Below are 20,609 nucleotides of genomic sequence, written 5' to 3' on the forward strand. Positions count from 1 at the left end.
GAGGAGACAGACATGCCCCACCCCAAAAAGAAGAGGCGCCGCCGTTGGCTCGCAGCGGCAGCACTGCTGGTGTTGGCTGTGGCGGTGTGGTACGGCGGCACCTTTTGGCTAAAGACCACCGAGGTACAGCTGTACAGCGGCAAGATAGCCGACCCGGTGCGCATCGTGCAGCTGACCGACTTGCACGGCTCCCGCTTTGGCGCCGATAACGACCGCCTGGTCCAAAAGGTGCGCCGGGCCGAGCCCGACCTGGTGGTCTGTACCGGCGACATGTACACCAGCGGCGACGAGCAGGGCCGCCAGGTGGCGCTGGATCTGCTCACCCGCCTGGCCCAGAGCTGGCCGGTGTACTTTGTCAACGGCGAGCACGATGACGACGGCGGTTTTGCCGTGGAACTGCAGGAGAGCGGCGTGCAGGTGATGGATTACGAGCAGCGCATCGTCACTGTGGGCAGTACCCGCCTGTGCCTGTACGGTATCAACAATCAGTACTACTCCGCCACCTTCGATCTGCACAATGCCTTCACGCTGGATACCGGCTGCTATACCATCCTGCTGGCCCACAGCCAAAATCTGGCCGCTTTTGCCGAGTTCGGCGTCGACCTGGCCCTGTGCGGCGACTCCCACGGCGGACAGGTGCGGCTGCCCGGCGTCGGCGCCCTGCAAAATCAGGGCATCTGGTTCGCCGAGATCGCCGGCCCCGACTCGGTGCGCTACACCAAGGGCCTGTACCGGCAGGGCAATACAGATCTGTTTATCTCCAGTGGTCTGGGCAACTACCCAGTCCCCATACGCTTTCTAAATCGGCCCGAAATAGCGGTGATCGAGCTGCTGCCCCCGGCATGATCGCCCGCCCAAAAGCGTATTTAAATGGTGCCTATGTACTGTATAAAAAGTACGAAGGTGCTGCTGTTTTCGTGAACAGCAGCACCTTCGCGCGGCAAAACACCTGTTTGGCCGCTTTTACACGTTACAATAAAGAGCCCAGCTCAGCCCAGCCCAGGCCGGATTTGTCCACTGCCAGGTCCGGTTTGGTCGCCCACGAGTAGCCCCTCGGCCGAGTGGTTCTGGGCGCCTTGACTTATTTCGCCGTACGCGCGCTGAAGTGCATCCTCTTTATCAAGGCGGATTTCACAGAACACAGAACACAGCACGCAACATGCAGCACAGAGCATATTCAAAACCGGTCCCGGCCGTTTTGCCCGGGCCGATCGGTACCTTTATACCGCAGATATCCATTCTACTGTGGATGTCAGCGCTGTCTGGCGGTGTGCTCTTTTTGGACAGTTTTTCGGCCTTAAAAGCGCGGTGATGGGTCGAAAAAACTTCTAGCCGCTCCTGATCGGTGGTGCCTATACGAAAAGACATGACAGATCGCGGGTGCCCTGCCATTCGTTTTGCCCCTATCGAATTAAATAGCCTGCAGTGCCAGACCATACTTTCAGCCCGGCTGGCCCGACACATCGCAGCAAAATATCCCCCAGGCGCAGTCCCGCCATAGACGTCGCTGTTGTGGTCCAAGCCTAAACGCCGTCACTCTTTTCTAAAAGCGGTACAGGGCGGCAAGCAGTGCGAGCCGCTCCGCCACACTGCTGGGCGCGCTGTATCGACGGCCCGATATGCCCATTTGCTAGATCTGCTCTGGATCAAACGGGGGGTGGCCGGCCGCGACGAGCTCCCGGTCAAAATCGGCCCGCGCGCGTTTCATGGCGTCTTCCATGTTGCCCTGTACTACCGTAAACGGCACGCCAAAGTACAGGTTCAGCGGCAGCCCGCGGTCCTCGATCACATAGCAGTTTTCATCTACCCAACGCCCCTCGGCACTGCGGTGCTTAGCGGCCGAAAAGCGCTCGACCAGGGGCCGGATATCCGTCAAAAAGGCGTAGCAGCGCAGGCCCAGCGCCCAGGCTGCCCCACACTCAAAAGCAGTGCCCGAGTCCGGCTCCTGCCCGCGCCGAAAGTCGTTCAGGTTGGCAATGATCATGTCCGAGCGGTAGATCTGGTTCATGTCGTGGGTAAAGATCTTTTTTTCCAGCTCCTCTTGCGAGTTGTCTTGCGGCGTGTACTCGCGGTACTGGTCCTCGCGGGCCGGGTCGGGCGGAAAAATGCCGTCGATGCCGTAGCGGTGGCTCATCTCAACATACCCGGCGCCGATCTCCATACCGTCCGGCCAAAACATATCCGGCCCCGCCAAATAGGCTACCGGCCGGCGCACGATCCCGTTTTTGTCAATAAACATCTACCGCACCCCCTCTAGGTCCTGTTTGGCCCGCCGCAGTGCATCGGCAAATCCGCCCTGCACCATAATGCCGTGGGCCGACATCATCAGGTTCAGCGGCCCGTTTTCCAAAACGATACCGTCCCGGTCGCGCCACCCTTTCGAAACAGTGCCTTTTTTCTGGTTCTGGGGGTCGGTTATGTCCATCTGCTCCCGGTCCTGGTCGGGGTATTTCTCCTCGGTGAATTTCTCCACGCAGCTGCGCAGATCGTCCAGGTAGAGGTAGATCTTTTTGCCCCACACATACCCGGCGCCCAGCGCAAAACAGGCGCCCGAATCGGGCTCCCAGCCCCTGAAGTTGTTCATATCGGCGATCAGCAGATCGCAGCCGCGCACGGCGTCCATCAGGGCGGTAAAATCCGCACTGTTGTCAGTGCCGCCCAGCGGTGCCTCCAACAGCAAAAAACCCTGTTCGCGGCAAGCGTCCCGGCAGGCGGCGAGCTGCGCCTCCCAGTTCGGTGCATACCGCTGTGGGGTACACAGGCAGACCTTTGGTGTCGACATATCCCTGCTCCTCTCTGTGTCAAACGTTTCTGTCCCGCGCCGCCCCCAAGGCTCTCTGTCGGCGGCGCCTGGTTTCAGTATAGACGATTGCCCTCAAGGCGTAAAGGCGCAAAACAGCCAAAGGCATACCGGCGCCTTTGGCAGCTGACACAAGAATGTCCCCACTGCCTTGACGCCCCCTATCTTCTCCGATATAGTGGGCTGGAAACACTTTTTACCGGTATCTTTTATCAGGCCTTTTGCCCCGTCCCAACAGCCATAGAAAAAAGCAGGACAGTCTTAAACTGTCCTGCTTTTTTCTTATTTGTCCTGCTCCGGCTCCTAGCGTTCTCCTCTCACCGCAAGAACAGCGCCGCCGCGCATGCGGCGCGAGGAGCAGCGCTCCGAGAGCGGTTCTTGCTCTTTTTGCGCTACCTATTGGGGACCAGAGATAGACCATTTTTCACCAAGCCCCACTGACCATTTGCGCATGAGCTCTACAAAAATCTTTCTCTCACCGCAAGAACAGCGCCGCCGCGCATGCAGCGCGAGGAGCTGCGCTCCGAGAGTGGTTCTTGCCCTTTTTGCGCTATCTAGTGGGGACCAGAGATAGACCATTTTTCACCAAGCCCCACTGACCATTTGCGCATGGGCTCTACAAAAGTCTCTCTCTCACCACAAGAACAGCGCCGCCGCGTATGCGGCGCGAGGAGCTGTGCTCCGAGAGTAGTTCTTGCCCTTTTTGCGCTACCTAGTGGGGACCAGAGATAACCCATTTTTCACCAAGCTCCACTGACCTTTTGCGCATGGGCTCTACAAAAGTCTCTCTCTCGCCGCAAGAACAGCGCCGCCGCGTATGCGGCGCGAGGAGCTGCGCTTCGAGAGTGATTCTTGCCCTTTTTGCGCTACCTAGTGGGGACCAGAGATAACCCATTTTTCACCAAGCCCAACTGACCTTTTGCGCAAAAAGCTATGCTCTTTCCGACCTGGCCATCGCCGCCTTGATGATGCCCACAAATTTTTCCCGATCGGCGTTCAGCGCCACCGCGGCGTTGCGCACCGCTTTTTTGTCGCGGAAGTTCACGTCGCAAACGGTCATGCCGTCAGCAGACCCACCCGAAAAATCTACGTCCACATGCAGCTGGCGCACGTCTTTGAGCACGGTGGGATCGATGATGGCGGCCACCGCCAGCGCATCGTGGATGGGGCCCCAATCGTCCTGCTCCATGGGCTGGAACACCCGGTAGCCCTTGATGCGATAGCGGGCAAATTCCGAGGTGGCCAGCGCCGCCTTGGTGCCCATGGCGTCCAGCTCGTCACACTCCGCCAGCGAGATGCAGGCCCGGTGGGTGGCGTCCAGCGGGATGAGCGTGATCTTGGCCCCACAGTCCATCACGATCTTGGCCGCCTCCGGATCGATCCAGATATTAAATTCCGAGGTGGCGGTGATGTTGCCGTACTCGTACGCGCCGCCCATGATCACGATCTCCTTGATCTTGTCGGCGATGGCCGGCTCAATGCGCAGCGCCACGGCCAAGTTGGTCAGCGGGCCCACCGGCACCAGCGTAATGTCGCCGTCCGAGGCCATCAGTGTGTCGATCAGCCAGGTAATAGCATTTTGCTTCTGCGGTTTGATGGTGGCCGGCGGCAGGTAGTCCAGATAGTCGCTGTGCACGTTCTCCTCCGGGTCCTCCTGGCCGATAAACGGCATATGGGGGCGGCGGCCCGGCTGCAGACTGCTCACCAGCGGCATGGCACAGCCCTTAAACACCGGCACGTCGCAGCCAAGGTATTCCACCACCCGCAGCGTGTTCTCGGTGGTCATCTCAATGCAGCGGTTTCCGTTTACCGTGCAGATGCCCAGCACCTCCAGCTCGGGCGAGAGCAGAGCGGTCATAATGGCTACAGCGTCATCCGACCCGGTGTCCACGTCTAAAATGATCTTGGTCTTCTCCATAACAGCAAGTCCTTTCTCATCACAGGTGTACAGTTTTTTACCGTCATACATATCCAAATCTATTGTACCTGCTGCAAAGCACCGGGTAAAGAGGCGCTCGCTTTTTCTGCGGCCTGTACAATCCGAGCGGGCAAACATTGGGCAGTTTACCGGCGGCTCGGGCGGTATCAGAGCGTTAGGTACCCCCGGTTTCCAGCCCACGGCTCTGGGGCGTTCAGATCACCTGGCAAACCGCCGCCAACTGCTTTAAAGCTGCCCGCCGGTGCAAAACGCGTCGAAAATTAAGGGTTTCTTCATGGCATTTTGTCATCGCCACCGCTATACTATGTTATAGGGGGGACAACCTCCCGGCCTTAAACCGGCCCTGGAGCAGCTGCCAAACCAGCTGTCAAACCATAAAAAGTGAGGGATCTACCTTTGACGATACTCTTTACTCTGCCCAAGCCCCGCCGCCGCTCTCCCACTGCAAAGCCCCGGCCGCGCACCCGGCCCCGCAGCGCTGCTGGCCGCCGCCCACCGCGCCCGGGCAAAAACTTTTTTCACACGCCGGCCGGTCGCCGCACACTGCTGGCGCTCATATTGGTAGTGCTGGTGGCGGCCATGGCCGGGGTCAGCTGGTGGCGCTATAACGGCAAAAATAAAGAGCCCAGTCAACCCGACGAGGTATTGGGCGTCCCGGTACATACCGATTACCTGCCCGAGGGGATCGAGGGCCGCCCGGGCATCCAGCGTCAGGTCAAGTGGGTGGTCATCCACGAGACCGGCAACCCCGCCGCCGGCTCCAACGCCGCCGCCCACAACACCTACATACACAAAAAGGCCCAGACCGACAGTCTCTCCTGGCACTACACCGTCGACGAGAGCGAGATCTACCACCATCTGCCCGATAACGAGGTTGCCTGGCATGCCGGCGATAAGCTCACCAAAAACGGCGGTAACCTGAACGGTATCGGCATCGAGATCTGCATCAACGAAGATGGCAATTACGATCAGGCGGTCGACAATGCCGCCAAGCTCACCGCCTACCTGCTGCACTACTATAAATTGGGGACCGACCATATCAAGCAGCACGGCGACTTTATCAGCAAAAACTGCCCCGAGATCATGCGCAATGCGGGGGCGTTCCCCGCTTTTGTGCAAAAGGTGCAGGGGTATCTCGATCAAATGTAGCCCACTGGGCGGCCCCGATCAGGGCCGCTCTTTTCTTTTGTATAAAAAAGTGGTATACTTTTTGTATACAATAGCAAACGGACAAACCGCTGCCGGGGTCGCCTGGTAGGGCAGCAGTGGTGCGCCGTGCGCGTTAAAAATGTGGCCCGCCCGCCGCAGTCGGCGCGGCAGCGGCCCCGTAGGCCCGGCCGGGGCAGCTTTGCCGCCGGGCCATTAGCAGGGAGTTTTCTTTATGGAAGTTATCAGAGATCAGCACCGCAACCTGAGCATGCTCACCGACTTTTACGAGCTGACCATGTCCAACGGCTTTTTAGAGAACCACATGCAGAACAAAGTCGGCGTGTTCGATATGTTCTTTCGCAAGATACCCGACGGCGGCGGTTTCGCCATCTTTGCCGGCCTGCAGCAGCTGGTAGACTATCTCAGCGAGCTCAAGTTCACCCAGCAGGATATCGACTACCTGCGCACCAAGGGCCTGTTCTGCGAGGAGTTCTTGCAGTATCTGCTTGATTTTGATTTTGCCTGTGACGTGTGGGCCGCCAAAGAGGGGACCCCCATCTTCCCCGGCGAGCCGGTGGTCATCGTGCGCGGCCCCATCATCCAGGCTCAGCTGGTCGAGACGATGGTGCTGCTCACCATCAACCACCAGTCGCTCTTGGCCACCAAGGCCAACCGGGTGGTGCGCGCCGCCGACGGCCGCAGCGTTATGGAGTTCGGCTCCCGCCGCGCCCAGAGCTACGACGGCGCCATCCTGGGGGCCCGGGCGGCCTACATCGGCGGCTGCGACGCCACCGCCTGCGCGATCGCCGACCGCGACTACCAGATACCGGCGGTGGGCACGATGGCCCACAGCTGGGTGCAGATGTTCGACTCCGAGTACGAGGCCTTTAAAAAGTACGCCGAGATCTACCCCGACAGCTGCACGCTGCTGGTAGACACTTACAACGTGCTAAAATCCGGTATCCCCAACGCCATCAAGGTATTTAACGAAGTCATCGTCCCCCAGGGCCATCGCCCCAAAGGCATCCGCATCGACTCGGGCGATATCGCCTACCTCTCTAAAAAGGCGCGCAAAATGCTCGACGCCGCCGGCTTTGCCGACGTAGGCATCGTGGCCTCCAACTCGCTGGACGAGTACATCATCCGCGACCTGCTCACACAGGGTGCCAAGATCAACTCCTTCGGCGTGGGCGAAAACCTCATCACCAGCAAGTCCGATCCGGTGTTCGGCGGGGTGTACAAGCTGGTGGCGCTGCAAGAAGGGGATACCTACATCCCCAAGATCAAGATCAGCGAAACGGTAGAGAAGATCACCAACCCCGGCTTTAAGATGGTCTACCGCCTGTACGACTGCGACACCCACCAGCCCATCGCCGACTATGTCACCTGCCACGACGAGCAGATCGATGTGCGCGACGGCATCACCATCTTCGACCCCAACGCCACCTGGAAGAAAAAGCACCTCACCGGCGTGTACGCCGAGCCCATCCTGCACCAGGTGTTCAGGGGCGGCAAGTCGCTGCACCAGCCGCTGCCCCTAAAAGAGATACAGGCCTACTGTCTCCAGCAGGTCGACAATTTGTGGGATGAGGTCAAGCGGTTCGAGTACCCCCACCGCTATTATGTAGACCTCTCGCCCAAACTGTGGCAGATCAAGCACGATCTGCTCGAGGAAGTGTCCAAGTTCTAGCTCGCCGCGCAAATGTCCGGCCCGCGTGCCGGCGGCAAAACATACCCGGCAGCGCCCGCTCTCTGGCGGGCGCTGCCTTTGCCTTGCATCTTGCCGGTATTTTTGCTAAAATCATATTTATACATGCCATCTGCTGTGCCGGGTGGCGCTTTACCGCCTTTTATACAGTGACCCGCGCGCAGGCGGCGCGCACAGTGATTTGCCGACAATACTTTCACTTTGCGAAAAAGCAGACCGCTTTTTGATTGTGCTGGTAAATTGGGACGGATGTAGGATCCACTCTATTTACGGGACGGGGGAGAGCCCCTCTTCTGTACATGATCAAAAAAGTGAGGGAACGTTTTGTCTACAAAATTAGCGAGTAACAAAAAACTCTTCAATGCCATCATCTACCTGGCCTCTTTCGTGTCCGGCAGCTGTCTGGCCGCCCATCAGGCCATGGTGGGTAAGATCTGCGCCGACTTTGGCGCCTCCAGCACGGTCATGGGCACCGTCATCGGCGCGCTGTACACCGGCAGCTTTCTCATGGTGGTCATTTTCGGCGAGCTCAGCGAAAAGATCGGCAAAAAGCGGGTGGTGCTCATCACCGGCCTGGCGGTCTCTACCGGTGCGCTCACGGTGGCGCTGGCCCCCTCGGTGACGGTGGTCACAGTGGGCTACTTCCTATATGGCTGCGGGGTAGGTGCTTTCGAGAGCACCATCTACGCCGCCTTTACCGATGCCAACCCCGAAAATTCAAACCGCTACATGTGTATCGCCCAGGCCATCTACTCGCTGGGCGCGGTGGTCAGCCCCATCCTGGTGGGCCAGTTCTTCCTGGGCCAGCCTTTCGCCTGGAAAAACGCCTACATCGTCATCGTGGCGGCGTTCGTCTGCTCCACTACGCTGGTGTTCACCCGCAAAAATATCACCAACCAGGTCAGCCCGGCCGCCAAGGGCGAAAAGCTGGTCTTTTTAAAGCTGCTGCGCTCGCCCACGCTGGTGGTATACATGCTGGTGATGCTGTGCTACCTGGGCTTCGAGAGCGGCATCACCTACTGGGCCGTCAACTACTTCGACGAACTGGGCGCCTCCGAGCTGGGCACCTATGCCATCTCGGCCTACTGGCTGGTCAGCATTGCCGGCCGGGTGGTCGGCAGCTTTATTAAACGCGAGCGCGAGGCGCTGTGTCTCTCGCTGGGCATCGCGGCGGTGGGTATGGGCCTCACCGCATTGGCCCCCTCACCGGTGATCAAGCTGGTGGGCATCGGCATCGTCGGTCTCGGTTTTGCCCCGGCTTACCCCACGCTGCTGGGAGCCGGTGTGCGGCAGTTCCCGCAGTTTTCGGGGGCTACCTTCTCGGTGATGACCTTCTCCGGCGCTCTGGGCGGGTCGCTGTTCCAGCCGCTGTTCGGCTCACTGGTGGCGGCCACCTCCACCCAATTCGTGTACACAGCTATCTTTGTGGGCATCATCGTCATGGCGGTGGCGCTCACCATCAATGTAAAGTGCGAGGACCGGCTGCTGGCCCGGCGGGCAGCGGAATGCGCACTGGAAAAATAACCCCCATACGGGGCGGAGAGTGACATATGGAACTGGAAAACAGGTTTGCAGTGCTCATCGACGCGGACAACGTGTCGGGCAAGTACATCAAGTACATTTTAGACGAGATATCCACCGACGGGGTGGCCACCTACAAGCGCATCTACGGCGACTGGACCAGCCCCAGCCTGGGCAACTGGAAAACGGTACTGCTGGATAACTCCATCGTCCCCATCCAGCAGTACAGCTACACCACCGGCAAAAACGCCACCGACTCGGCCATGATCATCGACGCCATGGATATCCTCTACTCCGGCAATGTCGACGGTTTCTGCATCGTCTCGTCCGACAGCGACTTCACCCGGCTGGCCACCCGCCTGCGCGAGTCGGGCATGATGGTGGTGGGCATGGGCGAAAAGAAAACGCCGCAGCCCTTTATCTCGGCCTGCAATAAGTTTCGCTATCTCGAGATCCTGGCCAAATCCGACGCCGCCACCGATACCGTCGCCGCCAAGACCGGCGGCAAGACCCATGCGGCTACCGTGGCCAAAGAGATGACCAAGCTCACCACCATCAAAAAGGCCATCCGCCTCATCATCGAAGAGATCTCCGACGAGGACGGCTGGGCCTCTGCCGGCGATATCGGCAACCTGCTCAGCAAGCGCTACCCCGATTTCGACGTGCGCAACTTCGGTCACAAAAAACTCACCCCGTTTTTAAAATCGCTCAACATCCTCGAGCTCAACCCCATCCGCAATTCCGACGGCTCCAGCCGCGTGGTGTATGTGCGGGTGAAGTGAGATACATTTGTTGGTCGCGTTCAAAAGGGGGGTGTCAGCCGCGGCGGACTCGCTGCGTTCGCCTTGCTCTGGCACCCCCCTCTTTGCGATTCTCCCGCATGGAGGCAACAACGCGCCCGAGCCGCATTGTTACCTCCATGATAGGAGCCGGGCATGCGCCCGGCGGGATTTTAACGGGTCCAGTGGCACATGGGTAGTTGTTTACCGTGTTCAAAACGGGCGGCCAGCCGCGGCGGACTCACTGCGTTCGCCTTGCTCTAGCACCCCCCTCTTCGCGATCCCCCCGCATGGAGGTAACAACGCTCCCGAGCCGCATTGTTACCTCCATGACAGGAGCCGGGCGTGCGCCCGGCGGGATTTTAACGGGTCCAGTGGCACGTGGGTAGTTGTTTACCGTGTTCAAAAGAGGGCAGCCAGCCGCGGCGGACTCACTGCGTTCGCCTTGCTCTAGCACCCCCCTCTTCGCGATCCCCCCGCATGGAGGTAACAACGCTCCCGAGCCGCATTGTTACCTCCATGATAGGAGCCGGGCGTGCGCCCGGCACGATCTCAATGACCCTAGAAACACGCGATCAGTTGTCGGCCGTGTTCAAAAGAGAGCGGCCAGCCGCGGCAAAGCAGCGCCCCCGATAGCGGCGGTCTCCTGCGCAAAATGTGGCAGCTGCCGGCCTGTATAGAGGGCCATCTTTGTGCAACATAGCCTTTGCCGGCCGCGGCAAAAAAAGGTATACTCAATATACAGCGTGTGGCCTAACGGCATAAGTCCAGTTGGGGCCGCACGCTGTTTTTTTGCGCTCAGTCGGCTCCATCCGTACCGGCTTGCGCCCGCCAGTCTCCGCACATCCCTAAAAAAGGGGAGAGGTCCCGCCCCGCCTGTTTACCGGCCGGGGCGCCTTTTGCCGGCGGCTGGCGGCGACAATTAAAGAGCTCCGGCCTGAAAAATTTCCCCGGGCCGGGCAGGTAAAATAGTGTGTAGCCAGGAAGCGGCGTAAATCCAGCTCCCGGCCGCGCGCTGTTTTTTTGTGACAGAGGAGGTCACCCGCATATATGCAAGAGAGATCCAATACCTTTTTAGAGACCGAGAAGATCAGCCGCCTCATGTGCCGGTACGCCGTGCCGTGCATCATCTCGCTGCTGGTGGCGGCACTCTACAACATCGTCGACCAGATCTTCATCGCCAACGCCAGTTATCTGGGCTCATACGGCAACGCTGCCAATACGGTGGTGTTTCCCCTCACTGTGGTGGCGCTGGCACTGGCAGTCATGATCGGCGACGGCTGCTGTGCCTTTGTCAGCATCAGTCTCGGCGCCGGGCAAAAAGAGCGCGCCCACCGCAGCATCGGCAGCGCCGTGGTGCTCTGTGTGCTCTGTAGCCTGGCGCTCACCGCCGTCTACTTCGCCTTTTCCCGCCAGCTACTCACCGCCTTTGGCGGCCAGGTCAACCGCCAGACCTATAGCTGTGCCAAAGAGTACTTCACCTACATCACCGCCGGCCTGCCGTTTTACATGTTCGGTCAAGCTATGAACCCCATCATCCGCTCCGACGGCAGCCCCAAATTCGCCATGGTCTCTACACTGGCTGGGGCGGCGGTCAACATCGTGCTCGATCCGCTGTTCATCTTCGGCTTTCGCCTGGGCATGATGGGCGCCGCCGTGGCCACCGTGCTGGGGCAAATGCTCACCGCCGGTCTGGCGGTGTGGTACCTGTGCCACATGCGCACAGTCAAGCTGCAGCGGCAGAGCTTTGCACTGCGCCCCAAGTTGATGGCGGGGTATCTGCCGCTGGGCGTCTGCAGCTTTCTATCGCAGATATCGCTGGTGGCGGCCATGGCCGCCATCAACAACATGATGACCAGGTACGGCGCGCGCGACCCGGTGTTCAGCCAGGCCCCCTACGCCCAGATCCCCATGGCCGTGGTGGGCATCGTCATGAAGTTTTTCCAGATCGTCATCTCGGCGGCGGTGGGCATGGCCGCCGGCTGTATCCCCATCGTCGGCTACAACATCGGCGCCGGCCGGCGCGACCGGGCCCGCGCGCTCTTTGGCCGCCTGCTGGCCGCCGAGGCCATTCTGGGCGCGCTGGCCACCCTGGTCGTGGAGCTCTTTCCCAGGCAGCTCATCGCCGCATTCGGCGCCGCCGGCGAGAGCAGCTACTACACCGCCTTTGCCGTCAAGTCCTTTCGCATCTACCTGTGTATGATGGTGCTGGCCTGTGTCAATAAGGCCACCTTCATCTATCTGCAATCACTGGGCAAGGCGCTGCTCTCCACACTGCTGTCCATGGTGCGCGAGGTGGTGTTCGGCGTCGGCTTTGCGGTGCTGCTGCCGGTCTGGTGGGGCCTCGACGGCGTGCTCTGGTCCATGCCGGTATCCGATCTGCTCACCTTTGTGATCTCGGCGGCAGTCATCGCCTATACCCTGAAAATGCTCACTCGAAAGGAGCGCCCATAATGGATAAACACATCCTCACCGTCAGCCGCGAATTCGGCAGCGGCGGCCGCAGTATCGGCCGCGCCGTGGCCGAGCAGCTGCACATCCCCTACTACGACAAAGAGGTCATCCGGCAGGTGGCCCAAAAAACCGGGTTCGACGAGCAGTTCGTGGCCGAAAACGGCGAATACGCCCCCGGCAAGACCACGCTCTCCTACATCTTCAAGGCTCTTGGCCGGCCCGAGGCACTGGGCCGCGCCGACGCGATGGATGGCCTCAGCACCACCGATTTTCTCTGGGTCATCCAGCATCAGGTCATTGCCGATCTGGCCGATCACGGCCCCTGTGTCATCGTCGGCCGCTGCAGCGACTTTATCTTAAAAGACCGGGACGACTGCCTGCACACCTTCATCCACGCCAGCCAGCAGTACCGCGCCCAGCGCATACTGCGCCTGTATGGGGAGGGGGAGAAGTCCCCTCAGCAGCGCCTGGCCGATAAAGACGGCCGCCGCCGGGCCAACTACAAGTACTTTACCGGGCGCGACTGGGGCCGCTGCCAAAACTACCACCTGTCGCTCGACAGCGGCACACTGGGCGAGGCGCGCTGCGCCGAGCTGCTCGCCTCGCTGCTCACCGCCCCCGGGCGGTAGAACAGCTGTTAAAAAATGCTCCCGCCGGGCCACCGGTGCCGCTATCTGCCCCTGATGTGCAAAAAAGGGACCGGCAGTTTTCTGCCGGTCCTTTTTTTCGCCGCTACAGCCGCTCAAACGCCACCAACCCACACAGGTAGGGGTGGTCCAGATACACCGCGTCGGCCGTCTGCGGTCGGTAGCGCCACAGCTCCAGCAAAATACACAGGTCTCCGCCCCCGGCCAGGATCATCAGTGCCCCCATCAAAAACAGCGGCAGCCACCCGGTCACCACCGCCATCGCCGCCGGCAGCACGCCCAAAAGCAGGGTGGGCATCAGCGCCCCCACCGCGTACGGCATCCGCCCCAACGGCTGTTTGCAGCAGCAATACGGGGTCAGGTACTGCACCATCAGCCCAAATTCTATGGCCCTAAACCGGTCCGGGGCCACCAGGCCCCAAAACAGGCCGTGGATCAGCTCATGTACCACCACCAGCACCAAAAAAAGCGCCAAAAATACCAACAGACCCTGCGGGGCAAAGTGGCCCGGCCACGGCCCCCGCACCAAAAAGGCCAGCCCCAGCACCAGTACCACCGGCAGACCCAACACCAGCGCCATCATGTTGGCGTAGCCCACCGATATCGTCAGGTCGGTCTCGCGGTATCCGGCCTGCAGCAGCGCCTGCCGCTGCTGTAAAAACTGCTGGTAGCGGCGCTGCTCGGCGCCGGTCAGCCGCCGGTCCCGCTCGCTGTCGGGCACCCGCTTACCCATGGGATACGCTCCCCGGGCCCTGCTCGATCGCCTGCAGCGCGGCGGCGATATCTCTTCTGATCAGCGGCTGCATGCTGTCGGCGTATTGGCGCCAGTCGGCCGCCCGCAGCGCCGCACAAATGCGGCCGGCCAGGTGGGGCTTGGCCGCCGCCACGGTCGGCAGCGCCTGAATGCACTGCCGCGCAGCGGTGGGCTTGTCGTCGGTTATGTGCAGAAGATAGCGCTCCAGCACCGCGTCCAGCTTTCCCGCCCGGTCCCAGCGGGCGTTGTCGGCCAGCAGCAGTAGCCCCCGCACCCGCACATACGCGCTGCGGTCTGCCAGCATCTCGACAAAGTCCCCGTAAAAACCATACACCTCGTCGCCCGCGGCGCTCAGCTGCCGCAGCTGCTTTAAGCAGCTGTAGGCGTAAACGGCGTCTTTGTCCCGCAACCCGGTTACCAGTGTCTCGGTCGCCCCCATATCTTTGCCACCTCTCTGTATTTCAAATGGTCTCGTCGTCCGCTCTAATCATACTGCATCGCCGCCGCGCCGTAAAGGCACCGGCGGCACATCTCTCATTTTGCGGCACATAAGGTGTGGCCCACATGCTGCCGGTGTGGTACACTGGTCCTGTAAAGGGGGCCCCCGCTCGGGGCGCGCGCCCTAAAAAGGAGGTGTGTTCATGGCCAAGTGGGACCCCTGGCGCGGCTGTCACCGCCACAGCGCCGGCGGCAAGTACTGCTATATCCACAAAGGCGATGCCCGCCGCGGGGTAGACACCGGCGATATCCGCCGCAGCGAGAGCGGCTTTGATGCCCCCCTGAAAAAGACAAGCACCGGCGCCTACAAGATGCGCGGCGGGCAGACGGTATACCTCTGTTTCTCCTCCGACTTTTTGCTGCCCGAGGCCGACGGCTGGCGCCCGGCCTGTTGGCAGATGATGCGCCGGCGCCCCGACCTGCACTTTCTGTTTTTGACCAAGCGCATCGAGCGGCTGCCCCACTGTCTGCCGCCCGACTGGGGCAGCGGCTACCCCAACGTGACGGTGGGCTGCACGGTCGAGGACCAGTCCGCCGCCGATTTGCGGCTGCCCATCTTTTCCGCGCTGCCCATCTGCCATAAAAACATCATCTGTCAGCCGCTGCTGGGCCCGGTAGATATCTCCGCCCACCTCGCCGGCGTCGAGCTGGTGGTAGTCGGCGGCGAGTCCGATCCCCGCGCCCGCCCCCTCTACTACGACTGGGTGCTGGCGCTGCGCGATCAGTGCGCCGCCGCCAAGACCCATTTTTCCTTCCGTCAGTGCGGCACCCATTTTGTAAAAGACGGCCGGGCCTACACGTTGGCTACCCGCGACCTCGGGCGGCAGGCCCGCTGCGCCGGCATCGACTTTTAGCACCCACCTTCTACACAGCTTTTGTAAAACGACAAAAAGGCAGTGCCCGGTATTCACCTTTGGCACTGCCTTTTCATTAGATTATCTCGCCGTCTGCTGTCGGGTCTCCAGTGCCCGGTTTATGCGGTCGGTCACCTCGCTGGCCATCTCAGGGGTAAAGCGGTCGCCGGTAGCTCCGTCCAGGTGTTGGGCCATGCCCCAAAAGATCACCTTAAAGTGCTCGGTCAGCTCCGCAGATATCTGCTCCCGCTGCAAAAGTCCCTTCTCCACCAGGTAGTCATAAAACACCTGGGTGGCCACCGGGTCGTCAAACAGGTCTACATAGTGGGTGTCGGTGGTCATCACAAAAGGTGCCGGGCGGTCGCTTATCACCGGCAGGTCTATGCGCAGCCGAATGTCCGCCGAGGAGGCGCCGATGAGCAGCTCAAATACCCCGCTGTCCGCCACCCAGCCGCAGGCCGGGTCGTAGTAGCAAAAGTCGCGGGTCTCCAAAGTCAGCTGCACCTCACGGCTCTCGCCGGGCTGCAGATACACCCGGGTAAAGGCCTTCAGCTCCTTTTCGGGGCGGGCCAGCTTGGCGTGGCGGTCGGCCACATACAGCTGCACCACCTCGGCGGCGGGCATCTGGCCGTCGTTTTGCACCGTGCAGTACACCGTCACCTGTCCCGGCAACACCAGCTGTGGCACCGATACCCGCGGTGCCGAGTAGGTAAAGCGGCTGTAGCTCAGTCCGTGTCCAAAGGGGTACAGCGGCTCGATCTTCTTTTTCTCGTAATAGCGGTAACCGGCGTAGATGCCCTCACAGTAGTAGTGGTAGTCGCCCTCCCCGGGGAAGTTCAGATATGCCGGGGTGTCCTCTATGCGCATCGGCATGGTCACCGGCAGCTTGCCGCTGGGGCTTATCTCCCCCCACAGCAGCTGCGCTGCCGCATGGCCCGAGCCCTCGCCCGAAAACCACAGATCCAGTATCCCCGCCGCCCGGTCGGCCCACGGCATCGCCACCGATTCGGCGTTGTACACCACCACCACCGTGTTTGGCTGTACGGCCAGCACCTCCTCTATAAGCTCCGCAGTGGCCGGCTCCAGGTCCAGGGTCCGGCGGTTAAAGTCGTCGTCCTCCGGCGGCAAAAAGGCGCCGGCAAACACCACCGCTGCCTGCGCGTCCCGGGCCGCAGCTACCGCCTCAGCCAGCAGTGCGTCGTCGTGCCGGTAGTCGCGGGTATAGCCGGGGGCGTAGGTCACCGCACAGCCCTCGGGGGCCAGCGCCTTTATCTCCTGCAGCGGGATATCTGAACACTGGGGGTTCATGGCCGCACAGCCGGTGCCGTTAAACTGCGGGTACTGGGCCAGCGCCCCCAGCACTGCCAGCGAGCGGGTGTCTTTCGCCAGCGGCAGCACACCGGTATTTTTTAGCAGCACGGCGCATTCGGCGGCGGCTCTGCGGGCCAGCTGGTGGTGGGCGGCAAAGTCTACCGGCTGGTGCTCTTTGCCCTCCTGACTGTAAGTCAGCGCCAGTTCGATCAGGTGCCGGCAGCAGTCGTCTACCCGGCTCTCGGGTATACTGCCATCCTGCACCCCGGCCACAATGGCCCGCACACAGCTGGCGCTGGGGGGCATCTGCAGGTCCAGTCCGGCCCGGCAGGCCTCGGCCGGGTTTTTTACCGCCACCCAGTCGCTCATGGTCACACCGTCAAAACCCCACTCATCCCGCAGCACATCGGTCAGCAGATAGGGGTTCTGGCAGCTCTGCACCCCGTTTACCTTGTTGTAGGCGCCCATCACCGCCCGCGGCAGGCCCTTTTTAATGGCCCGCTCAAATCCGGCCAAATAGATCTCGTGCAGCGCCCGCGGGTCCACGATCGAGTCTATCCAGGTGCGCTTGTAGTCGGCGTTGTTGCAGGCAAAATGTTTTACGCAGGCCGCCACTCCTTGGCTCTGGATGCCCCGCACCATACCTGCGGCCATCTCGCCCGATAGTACCGGGTCCTCGGCGTAGTACTCAAAGCCGCGCCCGGCCAGCGGGTGCCGGCGCAGGTTCAGCCCCGGCCCCAGCAAAAGCCCTACGTCATGGGCCTTGCACTCCTTGGCAATAGCCGACCCCACCTCCTCGATAAGCGCCGTGTCCCACGAGCAGGCAATGGCCGACCCGGCGGGGAAACAGGTGCTGGGCAGCGTGCGGGCGATCGCCTCCGGGCTGTCAAACGAAAAAAACATCACGTTTTCATACAGGTCGTTTTCCTCTTTGTCCTGGCTGCCGGCCTGCAGCCGCAGTCCGCTGGTACCGTCGGCCACGATCAGGCTGGGTATCCCCAGTTCGGGAAAGGCGGCGGTGCGCCAATGGGTGGCGCCGGTGCACAGGGTGGCCTTTTGCTCCAGCGTCATCCGCTCAATGATCGCCTCGATCTCTTTTTTCAAAGTGTATTCCTCCTCACTTCAGTCGGCGGCCGGTCGGCCGCCGCTGCCCACAGCGTTTTTTTCAGCATACAGCCGCCGGCCCCCGGCTGTCATTACTGTACTTGCGCAAAAGTTTGCAATTTTTGATATTTTCCTTGCGCTGTCGGGCAAAGTCTGGTATATCTAAAAACAGAATACCATACTAGAGAGGGGGGAGAGCATGCAGCCGGTCTTCGAGCAGGTGCGCCCCACCCAGCAGCTCATCGCCAATCTGTACCGCCACCGGCAAGAAGGGGTGCACCCGGTACCCATACATTGGCACCCCGATCTCGAGCTGTTCTGGTACCGCTCCACCCCGGTGCGCTTTTTTTGCGGCGGCCGCACTGTGCTGCTGCCCGCCGGTACCCCGGTGCTGCTCTTCGGCGGCGAGATACACGGGCTCGAACCGGTCGAGCAGGCCGCCCCCAGCGGTCTGTCGGTGCTGTGGCCTCACAGCTTTCTGTCCCAGGCAGTGCCCGGGTACGCCCGGCTGGGCGGCCCCAGCGGCCCGGTACAGAGCGAGCGGCTCACCGCCCTGCTGCAACAGCTGCTCGAAGTCTGCGACGGGGAGCAGACGCCCCTCACGCCGCTCTTGCAAAATGCCCACCTGTACGGTCTGCTTCACTACCTGCTGTCCACATACGCCGCACCGCAGGCAGCTATGCCCCCATCCAAGTCACTGCAGCACTGCCGCTCTGCCCTCAGCTACATGCAGCAGCACTTTCGCAGCCCCATCACTCTCGAGAGCACCGCCCGCCACGTGGGCGTCTCGGCCGAGCACCTCTCGCGGCTGCTGCGCCGGTGTCTGGGTCTGGGTTTTCGCCAACAGCTGCGCGATCTGCGCCTCGACTGGGCCACCAGTCAAATGGCCGGCTGGCAGCAGGGCCTGCTCCAGATCTGTCTGGCCGCCGGCTTTCCCGACTACCGCGCCTTTTGCGCCGCCTTTAAAGAGCGCTATGGCCTCACCCCCCGCCAGTACCAGAGTCGGCTGTAAGCGAAAGAGCCGCCGCCCCTCTCACCATGCCGCACCGCCTGTCCGGGTGCGCGCTCCCGTACGGGCAAAAGCGTAGAGAAGAGCGCATATCCGTATCGGGCAGCCGGTCAATACCTTCGGAGGTAGAGAAGATGCTCAAAAAAATATACGGTCTTATCGGCGTGCTCATGGGGTGCTTTACCGGCGCATTCATCGGCGGGGCGGCTTTTAGGTTTGCAGACTACAAAAAGCATCCCGGCCTATATGCCATGCAGTCCGCACCGTGGTATACAGGCATTCAAATAACGGGTATTGCCCTCGTGGTATTGCTGCTCCTCTGTGTGGCGGTGCGGGCCCTTATCCGCAACAAGTTAAAGCGGCAGTCGCGCGTATAAAAACAGCCGCTAAAAAAGAGAGGTCCCCGCCTGATCAGGCGAGGACCTCTCTTTTTGCCGGTAAAAGCTGTGTAGTCACCGGGTCAGGTGTCGGCCAGCAACCGGTCGCCCCAGCGCGATCGCCTGTAGATGATCACGCCCACGCAGTTGGCCACCATCCAGCCGATGGGCACCGCCCAGTAGATGCCGGTAAACGACATGGCCGTGGCCGCCAGCAGGTACGAGAGCAGCGTGCGCGTCCCCAGCGAAGCCACCGACAGAACCACCGTGGTGCGCTGCATCGAGAGCCCCCGGTAAAAGCCATAAAACAGGCACTGCACGCACATAAAAAAGTAAAAGTAAGCCTCCACGTGCAGGTAGTCGGCGCCGATCGAGATGGCCTGTACATCGCCGGCGTCGATAAAGATGCCGATCATCTGCCGCGAGAACAGCAAAATCACCGCCGCCACCACCAGCGAAAAGCCCAGCAGGATAAAAAGACAGGTGCGCAGCCCCTGCTTGATGCGCTGGGGCTTTTTGGCGCCGCTGTTTTGTGCCACGAACGTCGAGAAAGCATTGCCAAAATCGGTCGCCGGCAGCGAGGCGAAGGAGTGGATCTTGCTGGCGGCGGCAAACGAGGCCATCACCGTCACCCCGTAAGAGTTCACCAGCCCCTGCACCAGCACCATGCCAAAATTGAGCACCGACTGCTGCAGCGCCGTCAGCAAGCTGTTCGAGAGCACGGTACCGCCCACCGGCGCGCCGCTGTCATACACCTCGCCTTTGGGTATCACCTGCTGCCGGTAGCAGTACAGGCAGCACCCCACCGCCGAGCAGAACTGGGCGATCACAGTGGCCCAGGCAGCCCCGGCGGCGCCCATGCCAAAATGGGCTACGAACAGCAGGTCCAGCAGCACGTTGATGGCCCCGGCCGCCGCCAAAAAGTACAGCGGCGCCCGCGAGTTGCCCACCGAGCGCAGCAGGCAGGCGCAATAGTTGTATAAAAAAGTGAACAGCAGCCCGCCAAAGGTGATCTGCAAATAGCTCTGGGCAATAGGCCGGGTGTCCTGCGGCATCTGAAACAGGTGCAAGATCTGCGGGCAAAACACCACCGCCAGCACCGACAGCCCCACCGTCACCCCCAGGATCAGAAAAAACGAGAACTTGGCCGAGCGGGCCAGCCGCCCCGGGTCGCGGGCGCCAAAGCACTGGCCAAACACCACTCCCGCACCCATGCACATCCCGGTCACCACCGATATGGCAAAAGCCATGATGCTAAAAGACGACCCCACTGCCGCCAGCGCGGTCTTGCCCACAAAGCGGCCCACAATGGCGGTGTCAGCCACGTTGTAAAGCTGCTGCAAAATGTCGCCCAAAATCATCGGCAGGGCAAAAAATATCAGCTTTTTGGCCATTGGCCCCTCGGTCATATCGTAGCGCAAAGCGCTCCCCTCTTTTCTACTTCGTCGTATTTTGTCCGCCGGCGTCGGGCGCTCCTTCAAAGACCTGCCCCAGCGCCGGCCTGCTTTAAAAGCAGGCACAGTTAGCAGTATACAACGATTTTGGCGCCAGGTAAACGGCAAATTTGCCGATACCTGCCCGGCAGCTGTCATGCGGTTTTGTGCGTACCGCCATCCGCCGGCCTGGCAGAGCAGGGGAGGGGCGCTGTCCGTCCGCTTTGTCCCACCGCCCGCGCAGCGACGGCCGCGGCCGCCGGCCCCGGGTC

The 20,609-nt window shown here is 61.1% G+C and carries 17 protein-coding genes; 10 read left to right on the forward strand and 7 right to left on the reverse strand.

Annotated features, from left to right (window positions below; genetic code table 11):
• The first annotated feature begins 12 nt into the window (after nt 1-12).
• On the forward strand, nt 13-846 hold the full coding sequence (locus C6Y32_RS15445; protein ID WP_164998276.1) for a metallophosphoesterase: 834 nt from the start codon (nt 13-15) through the stop codon (nt 844-846).
• Nucleotides 847-1,630: 784 nt separating this feature from the next.
• On the opposite strand, the gene C6Y32_RS12470 is transcribed toward C6Y32_RS15445, so the two are convergent.
• The 3 genes from C6Y32_RS12470 to C6Y32_RS12480 all read right to left on the reverse strand — a co-directional run bounded on the left by C6Y32_RS12470 (nt 1,631) and on the right by C6Y32_RS12480 (nt 4,769).
• The gene (locus C6Y32_RS12470; RefSeq protein ID WP_105205588.1) at nt 1,631-2,239 is read right to left on the reverse strand and encodes a nucleoside 2-deoxyribosyltransferase; all 609 of its coding nucleotides are present in this window, start codon (nt 2,237-2,239) and stop codon (nt 1,631-1,633) included.
• Complete coding sequence (locus tag C6Y32_RS12475; protein ID WP_105205589.1) at nt 2,240-2,782, reverse strand: nucleoside 2-deoxyribosyltransferase; 543 nt, start codon at nt 2,780-2,782, stop codon at nt 2,240-2,242.
• Between the two features lie 949 nt (nt 2,783-3,731).
• Nucleotides 3,732-4,769, reverse strand: coding sequence for a nucleoside hydrolase (locus tag C6Y32_RS12480; protein WP_243562740.1), 1,038 nt, complete (start codon nt 4,767-4,769; stop codon nt 3,732-3,734).
• Nucleotides 4,770-5,135: 366 nt separating this feature from the next.
• Here C6Y32_RS12480 and C6Y32_RS12485 point away from each other — a divergent pair, with 366 nt between their 5' ends.
• From C6Y32_RS12485 to C6Y32_RS12510, 6 genes are all read left to right on the forward strand, one after another.
• Complete coding sequence (locus tag C6Y32_RS12485) at nt 5,136-5,888, forward strand: peptidoglycan recognition protein family protein (RefSeq protein ID WP_105205590.1); 753 nt, start codon at nt 5,136-5,138, stop codon at nt 5,886-5,888.
• Nucleotides 5,889-6,120: 232 nt separating this feature from the next.
• Nucleotides 6,121-7,578 (forward strand): nicotinate phosphoribosyltransferase, encoded by a 1,458-nt coding sequence (locus C6Y32_RS12490; RefSeq protein ID WP_105205591.1) that lies wholly within the window; start codon nt 6,121-6,123, stop codon nt 7,576-7,578.
• A gap of 342 nt (nt 7,579-7,920) precedes the next feature.
• Nucleotides 7,921-9,120 carry an MFS transporter gene (locus C6Y32_RS12495; RefSeq protein ID WP_105205592.1) on the forward strand — a complete coding sequence of 400 codons (1,200 nt, stop codon included), beginning with the start codon at nt 7,921-7,923 and terminating at the stop codon, nt 9,118-9,120.
• Nucleotides 9,121-9,146: 26 nt separating this feature from the next.
• Entirely contained in the window at nt 9,147-9,899 is a 753-nt protein-coding gene (locus C6Y32_RS12500) for an NYN domain-containing protein (protein WP_105205593.1), read from the forward strand.
• Between the two features lie 1,047 nt (nt 9,900-10,946).
• On the forward strand, nt 10,947-12,350 hold the full coding sequence (locus tag C6Y32_RS12505; RefSeq protein ID WP_105205594.1) for an MATE family efflux transporter: 1,404 nt from the start codon (nt 10,947-10,949) through the stop codon (nt 12,348-12,350).
• Nucleotides 12,350-12,979, forward strand: a complete 630-nt coding sequence (locus tag C6Y32_RS12510) for a cytidylate kinase-like family protein (RefSeq protein WP_105205595.1) — start codon at nt 12,350-12,352, stop codon at nt 12,977-12,979. Before C6Y32_RS12505 ends, C6Y32_RS12510 begins: the two co-directional genes overlap by 1 nt.
• Nucleotides 12,980-13,082: 103 nt before the next feature.
• On the opposite strand, the gene C6Y32_RS12515 is transcribed toward C6Y32_RS12510, so the two are convergent.
• Together C6Y32_RS12515 and C6Y32_RS12520 are read right to left on the reverse strand one after the other, a co-directional pair.
• A complete protein-coding gene (locus tag C6Y32_RS12515; RefSeq protein WP_105205596.1) occupies nt 13,083-13,730 on the reverse strand; it encodes a DUF3267 domain-containing protein in 648 nt (215 codons plus the stop codon).
• A complete protein-coding gene (locus tag C6Y32_RS12520) occupies nt 13,723-14,190 on the reverse strand; it encodes a SufBD protein (RefSeq protein WP_105205597.1) in 468 nt (155 codons plus the stop codon). Before C6Y32_RS12520 ends, C6Y32_RS12515 begins: the two co-directional genes overlap by 8 nt.
• A 202-nt stretch (nt 14,191-14,392) precedes the next feature.
• On the opposite strand from C6Y32_RS12520, the gene C6Y32_RS12525 reads away from it, so the two are divergent.
• Nucleotides 14,393-15,103, forward strand: coding sequence for a DUF5131 family protein (locus C6Y32_RS12525; protein ID WP_105205598.1), 711 nt, complete (start codon nt 14,393-14,395; stop codon nt 15,101-15,103).
• Nucleotides 15,104-15,184: 81 nt separating this feature from the next.
• Here the strand turns inward: C6Y32_RS12525 and C6Y32_RS12530 are convergent, their stop codons facing one another.
• Entirely contained in the window at nt 15,185-17,518 is a 2,334-nt protein-coding gene (locus C6Y32_RS12530; protein ID WP_105205599.1) for a beta-glucosidase, read from the reverse strand.
• Nucleotides 17,519-17,717: 199 nt separating this feature from the next.
• Here C6Y32_RS12530 and C6Y32_RS12535 point away from each other — a divergent pair, with 199 nt between their 5' ends.
• Both C6Y32_RS12535 and C6Y32_RS12540 read left to right on the forward strand, forming a co-directional pair.
• On the forward strand, nt 17,718-18,530 hold the full coding sequence (locus C6Y32_RS12535) for a helix-turn-helix transcriptional regulator (protein WP_105205600.1): 813 nt from the start codon (nt 17,718-17,720) through the stop codon (nt 18,528-18,530).
• Between the two features lie 131 nt (nt 18,531-18,661).
• Nucleotides 18,662-18,904 (forward strand): hypothetical protein, encoded by a 243-nt coding sequence (locus C6Y32_RS12540; protein WP_105205601.1) that lies wholly within the window; start codon nt 18,662-18,664, stop codon nt 18,902-18,904.
• An 83-nt stretch (nt 18,905-18,987) separates the two neighbouring features.
• Here the strand turns inward: C6Y32_RS12540 and C6Y32_RS12545 are convergent, their stop codons facing one another.
• On the reverse strand, nt 18,988-20,325 hold the full coding sequence (locus C6Y32_RS12545; protein WP_164998277.1) for an MATE family efflux transporter: 1,338 nt from the start codon (nt 20,323-20,325) through the stop codon (nt 18,988-18,990).
• Nucleotides 20,326-20,609 lie beyond the last annotated feature (284 nt).

It is taken from the genome of Neobittarella massiliensis (ex Bilen et al. 2018) (assembly GCF_900289145.1).
In the GTDB taxonomy this organism is placed as follows: Bacteria; Bacillota; Clostridia; order Oscillospirales; family Ruminococcaceae; genus Neobittarella; species Neobittarella massiliensis.

What these genes read in the sequence shown, in the direction of transcription:
- C6Y32_RS15445 (WP_164998276.1), top strand. Translation starts at nt 13, where the DNA reads ATGCCCCACCCCAAAAAGAAGAGGCGCCGCCGTTGGCTCGCAGCGGCA.
- C6Y32_RS12470 (WP_105205588.1), bottom strand. Translation starts at nt 2,239, where the DNA reads ATGTTTATTGACAAAAACGGGATCGTGCGCCGGCCGGTAGCCTATTTG.
- C6Y32_RS12475 (WP_105205589.1), bottom strand. Translation starts at nt 2,782, where the DNA reads ATGTCGACACCAAAGGTCTGCCTGTGTACCCCACAGCGGTATGCACCG.
- C6Y32_RS12480 (WP_243562740.1), bottom strand. Translation starts at nt 4,769, where the DNA reads ATGTATGACGGTAAAAAACTGTACACCTGTGATGAGAAAGGACTTGCT.
- C6Y32_RS12490 (WP_105205591.1), top strand. Translation starts at nt 6,121, where the DNA reads ATGGAAGTTATCAGAGATCAGCACCGCAACCTGAGCATGCTCACCGAC.
- C6Y32_RS12500 (WP_105205593.1), top strand. Translation starts at nt 9,147, where the DNA reads ATGGAACTGGAAAACAGGTTTGCAGTGCTCATCGACGCGGACAACGTG.
- C6Y32_RS12505 (WP_105205594.1), top strand. Translation starts at nt 10,947, where the DNA reads ATGCAAGAGAGATCCAATACCTTTTTAGAGACCGAGAAGATCAGCCGC.
- C6Y32_RS12510 (WP_105205595.1), top strand. Translation starts at nt 12,350, where the DNA reads ATGGATAAACACATCCTCACCGTCAGCCGCGAATTCGGCAGCGGCGGC.
- C6Y32_RS12515 (WP_105205596.1), bottom strand. Translation starts at nt 13,730, where the DNA reads ATGGGTAAGCGGGTGCCCGACAGCGAGCGGGACCGGCGGCTGACCGGC.
- C6Y32_RS12520 (WP_105205597.1), bottom strand. Translation starts at nt 14,190, where the DNA reads ATGGGGGCGACCGAGACACTGGTAACCGGGTTGCGGGACAAAGACGCC.
- C6Y32_RS12525 (WP_105205598.1), top strand. Translation starts at nt 14,393, where the DNA reads ATGGCCAAGTGGGACCCCTGGCGCGGCTGTCACCGCCACAGCGCCGGC.
- C6Y32_RS12535 (WP_105205600.1), top strand. Translation starts at nt 17,718, where the DNA reads ATGCAGCCGGTCTTCGAGCAGGTGCGCCCCACCCAGCAGCTCATCGCC.
- C6Y32_RS12540 (WP_105205601.1), top strand. Translation starts at nt 18,662, where the DNA reads ATGCTCAAAAAAATATACGGTCTTATCGGCGTGCTCATGGGGTGCTTT.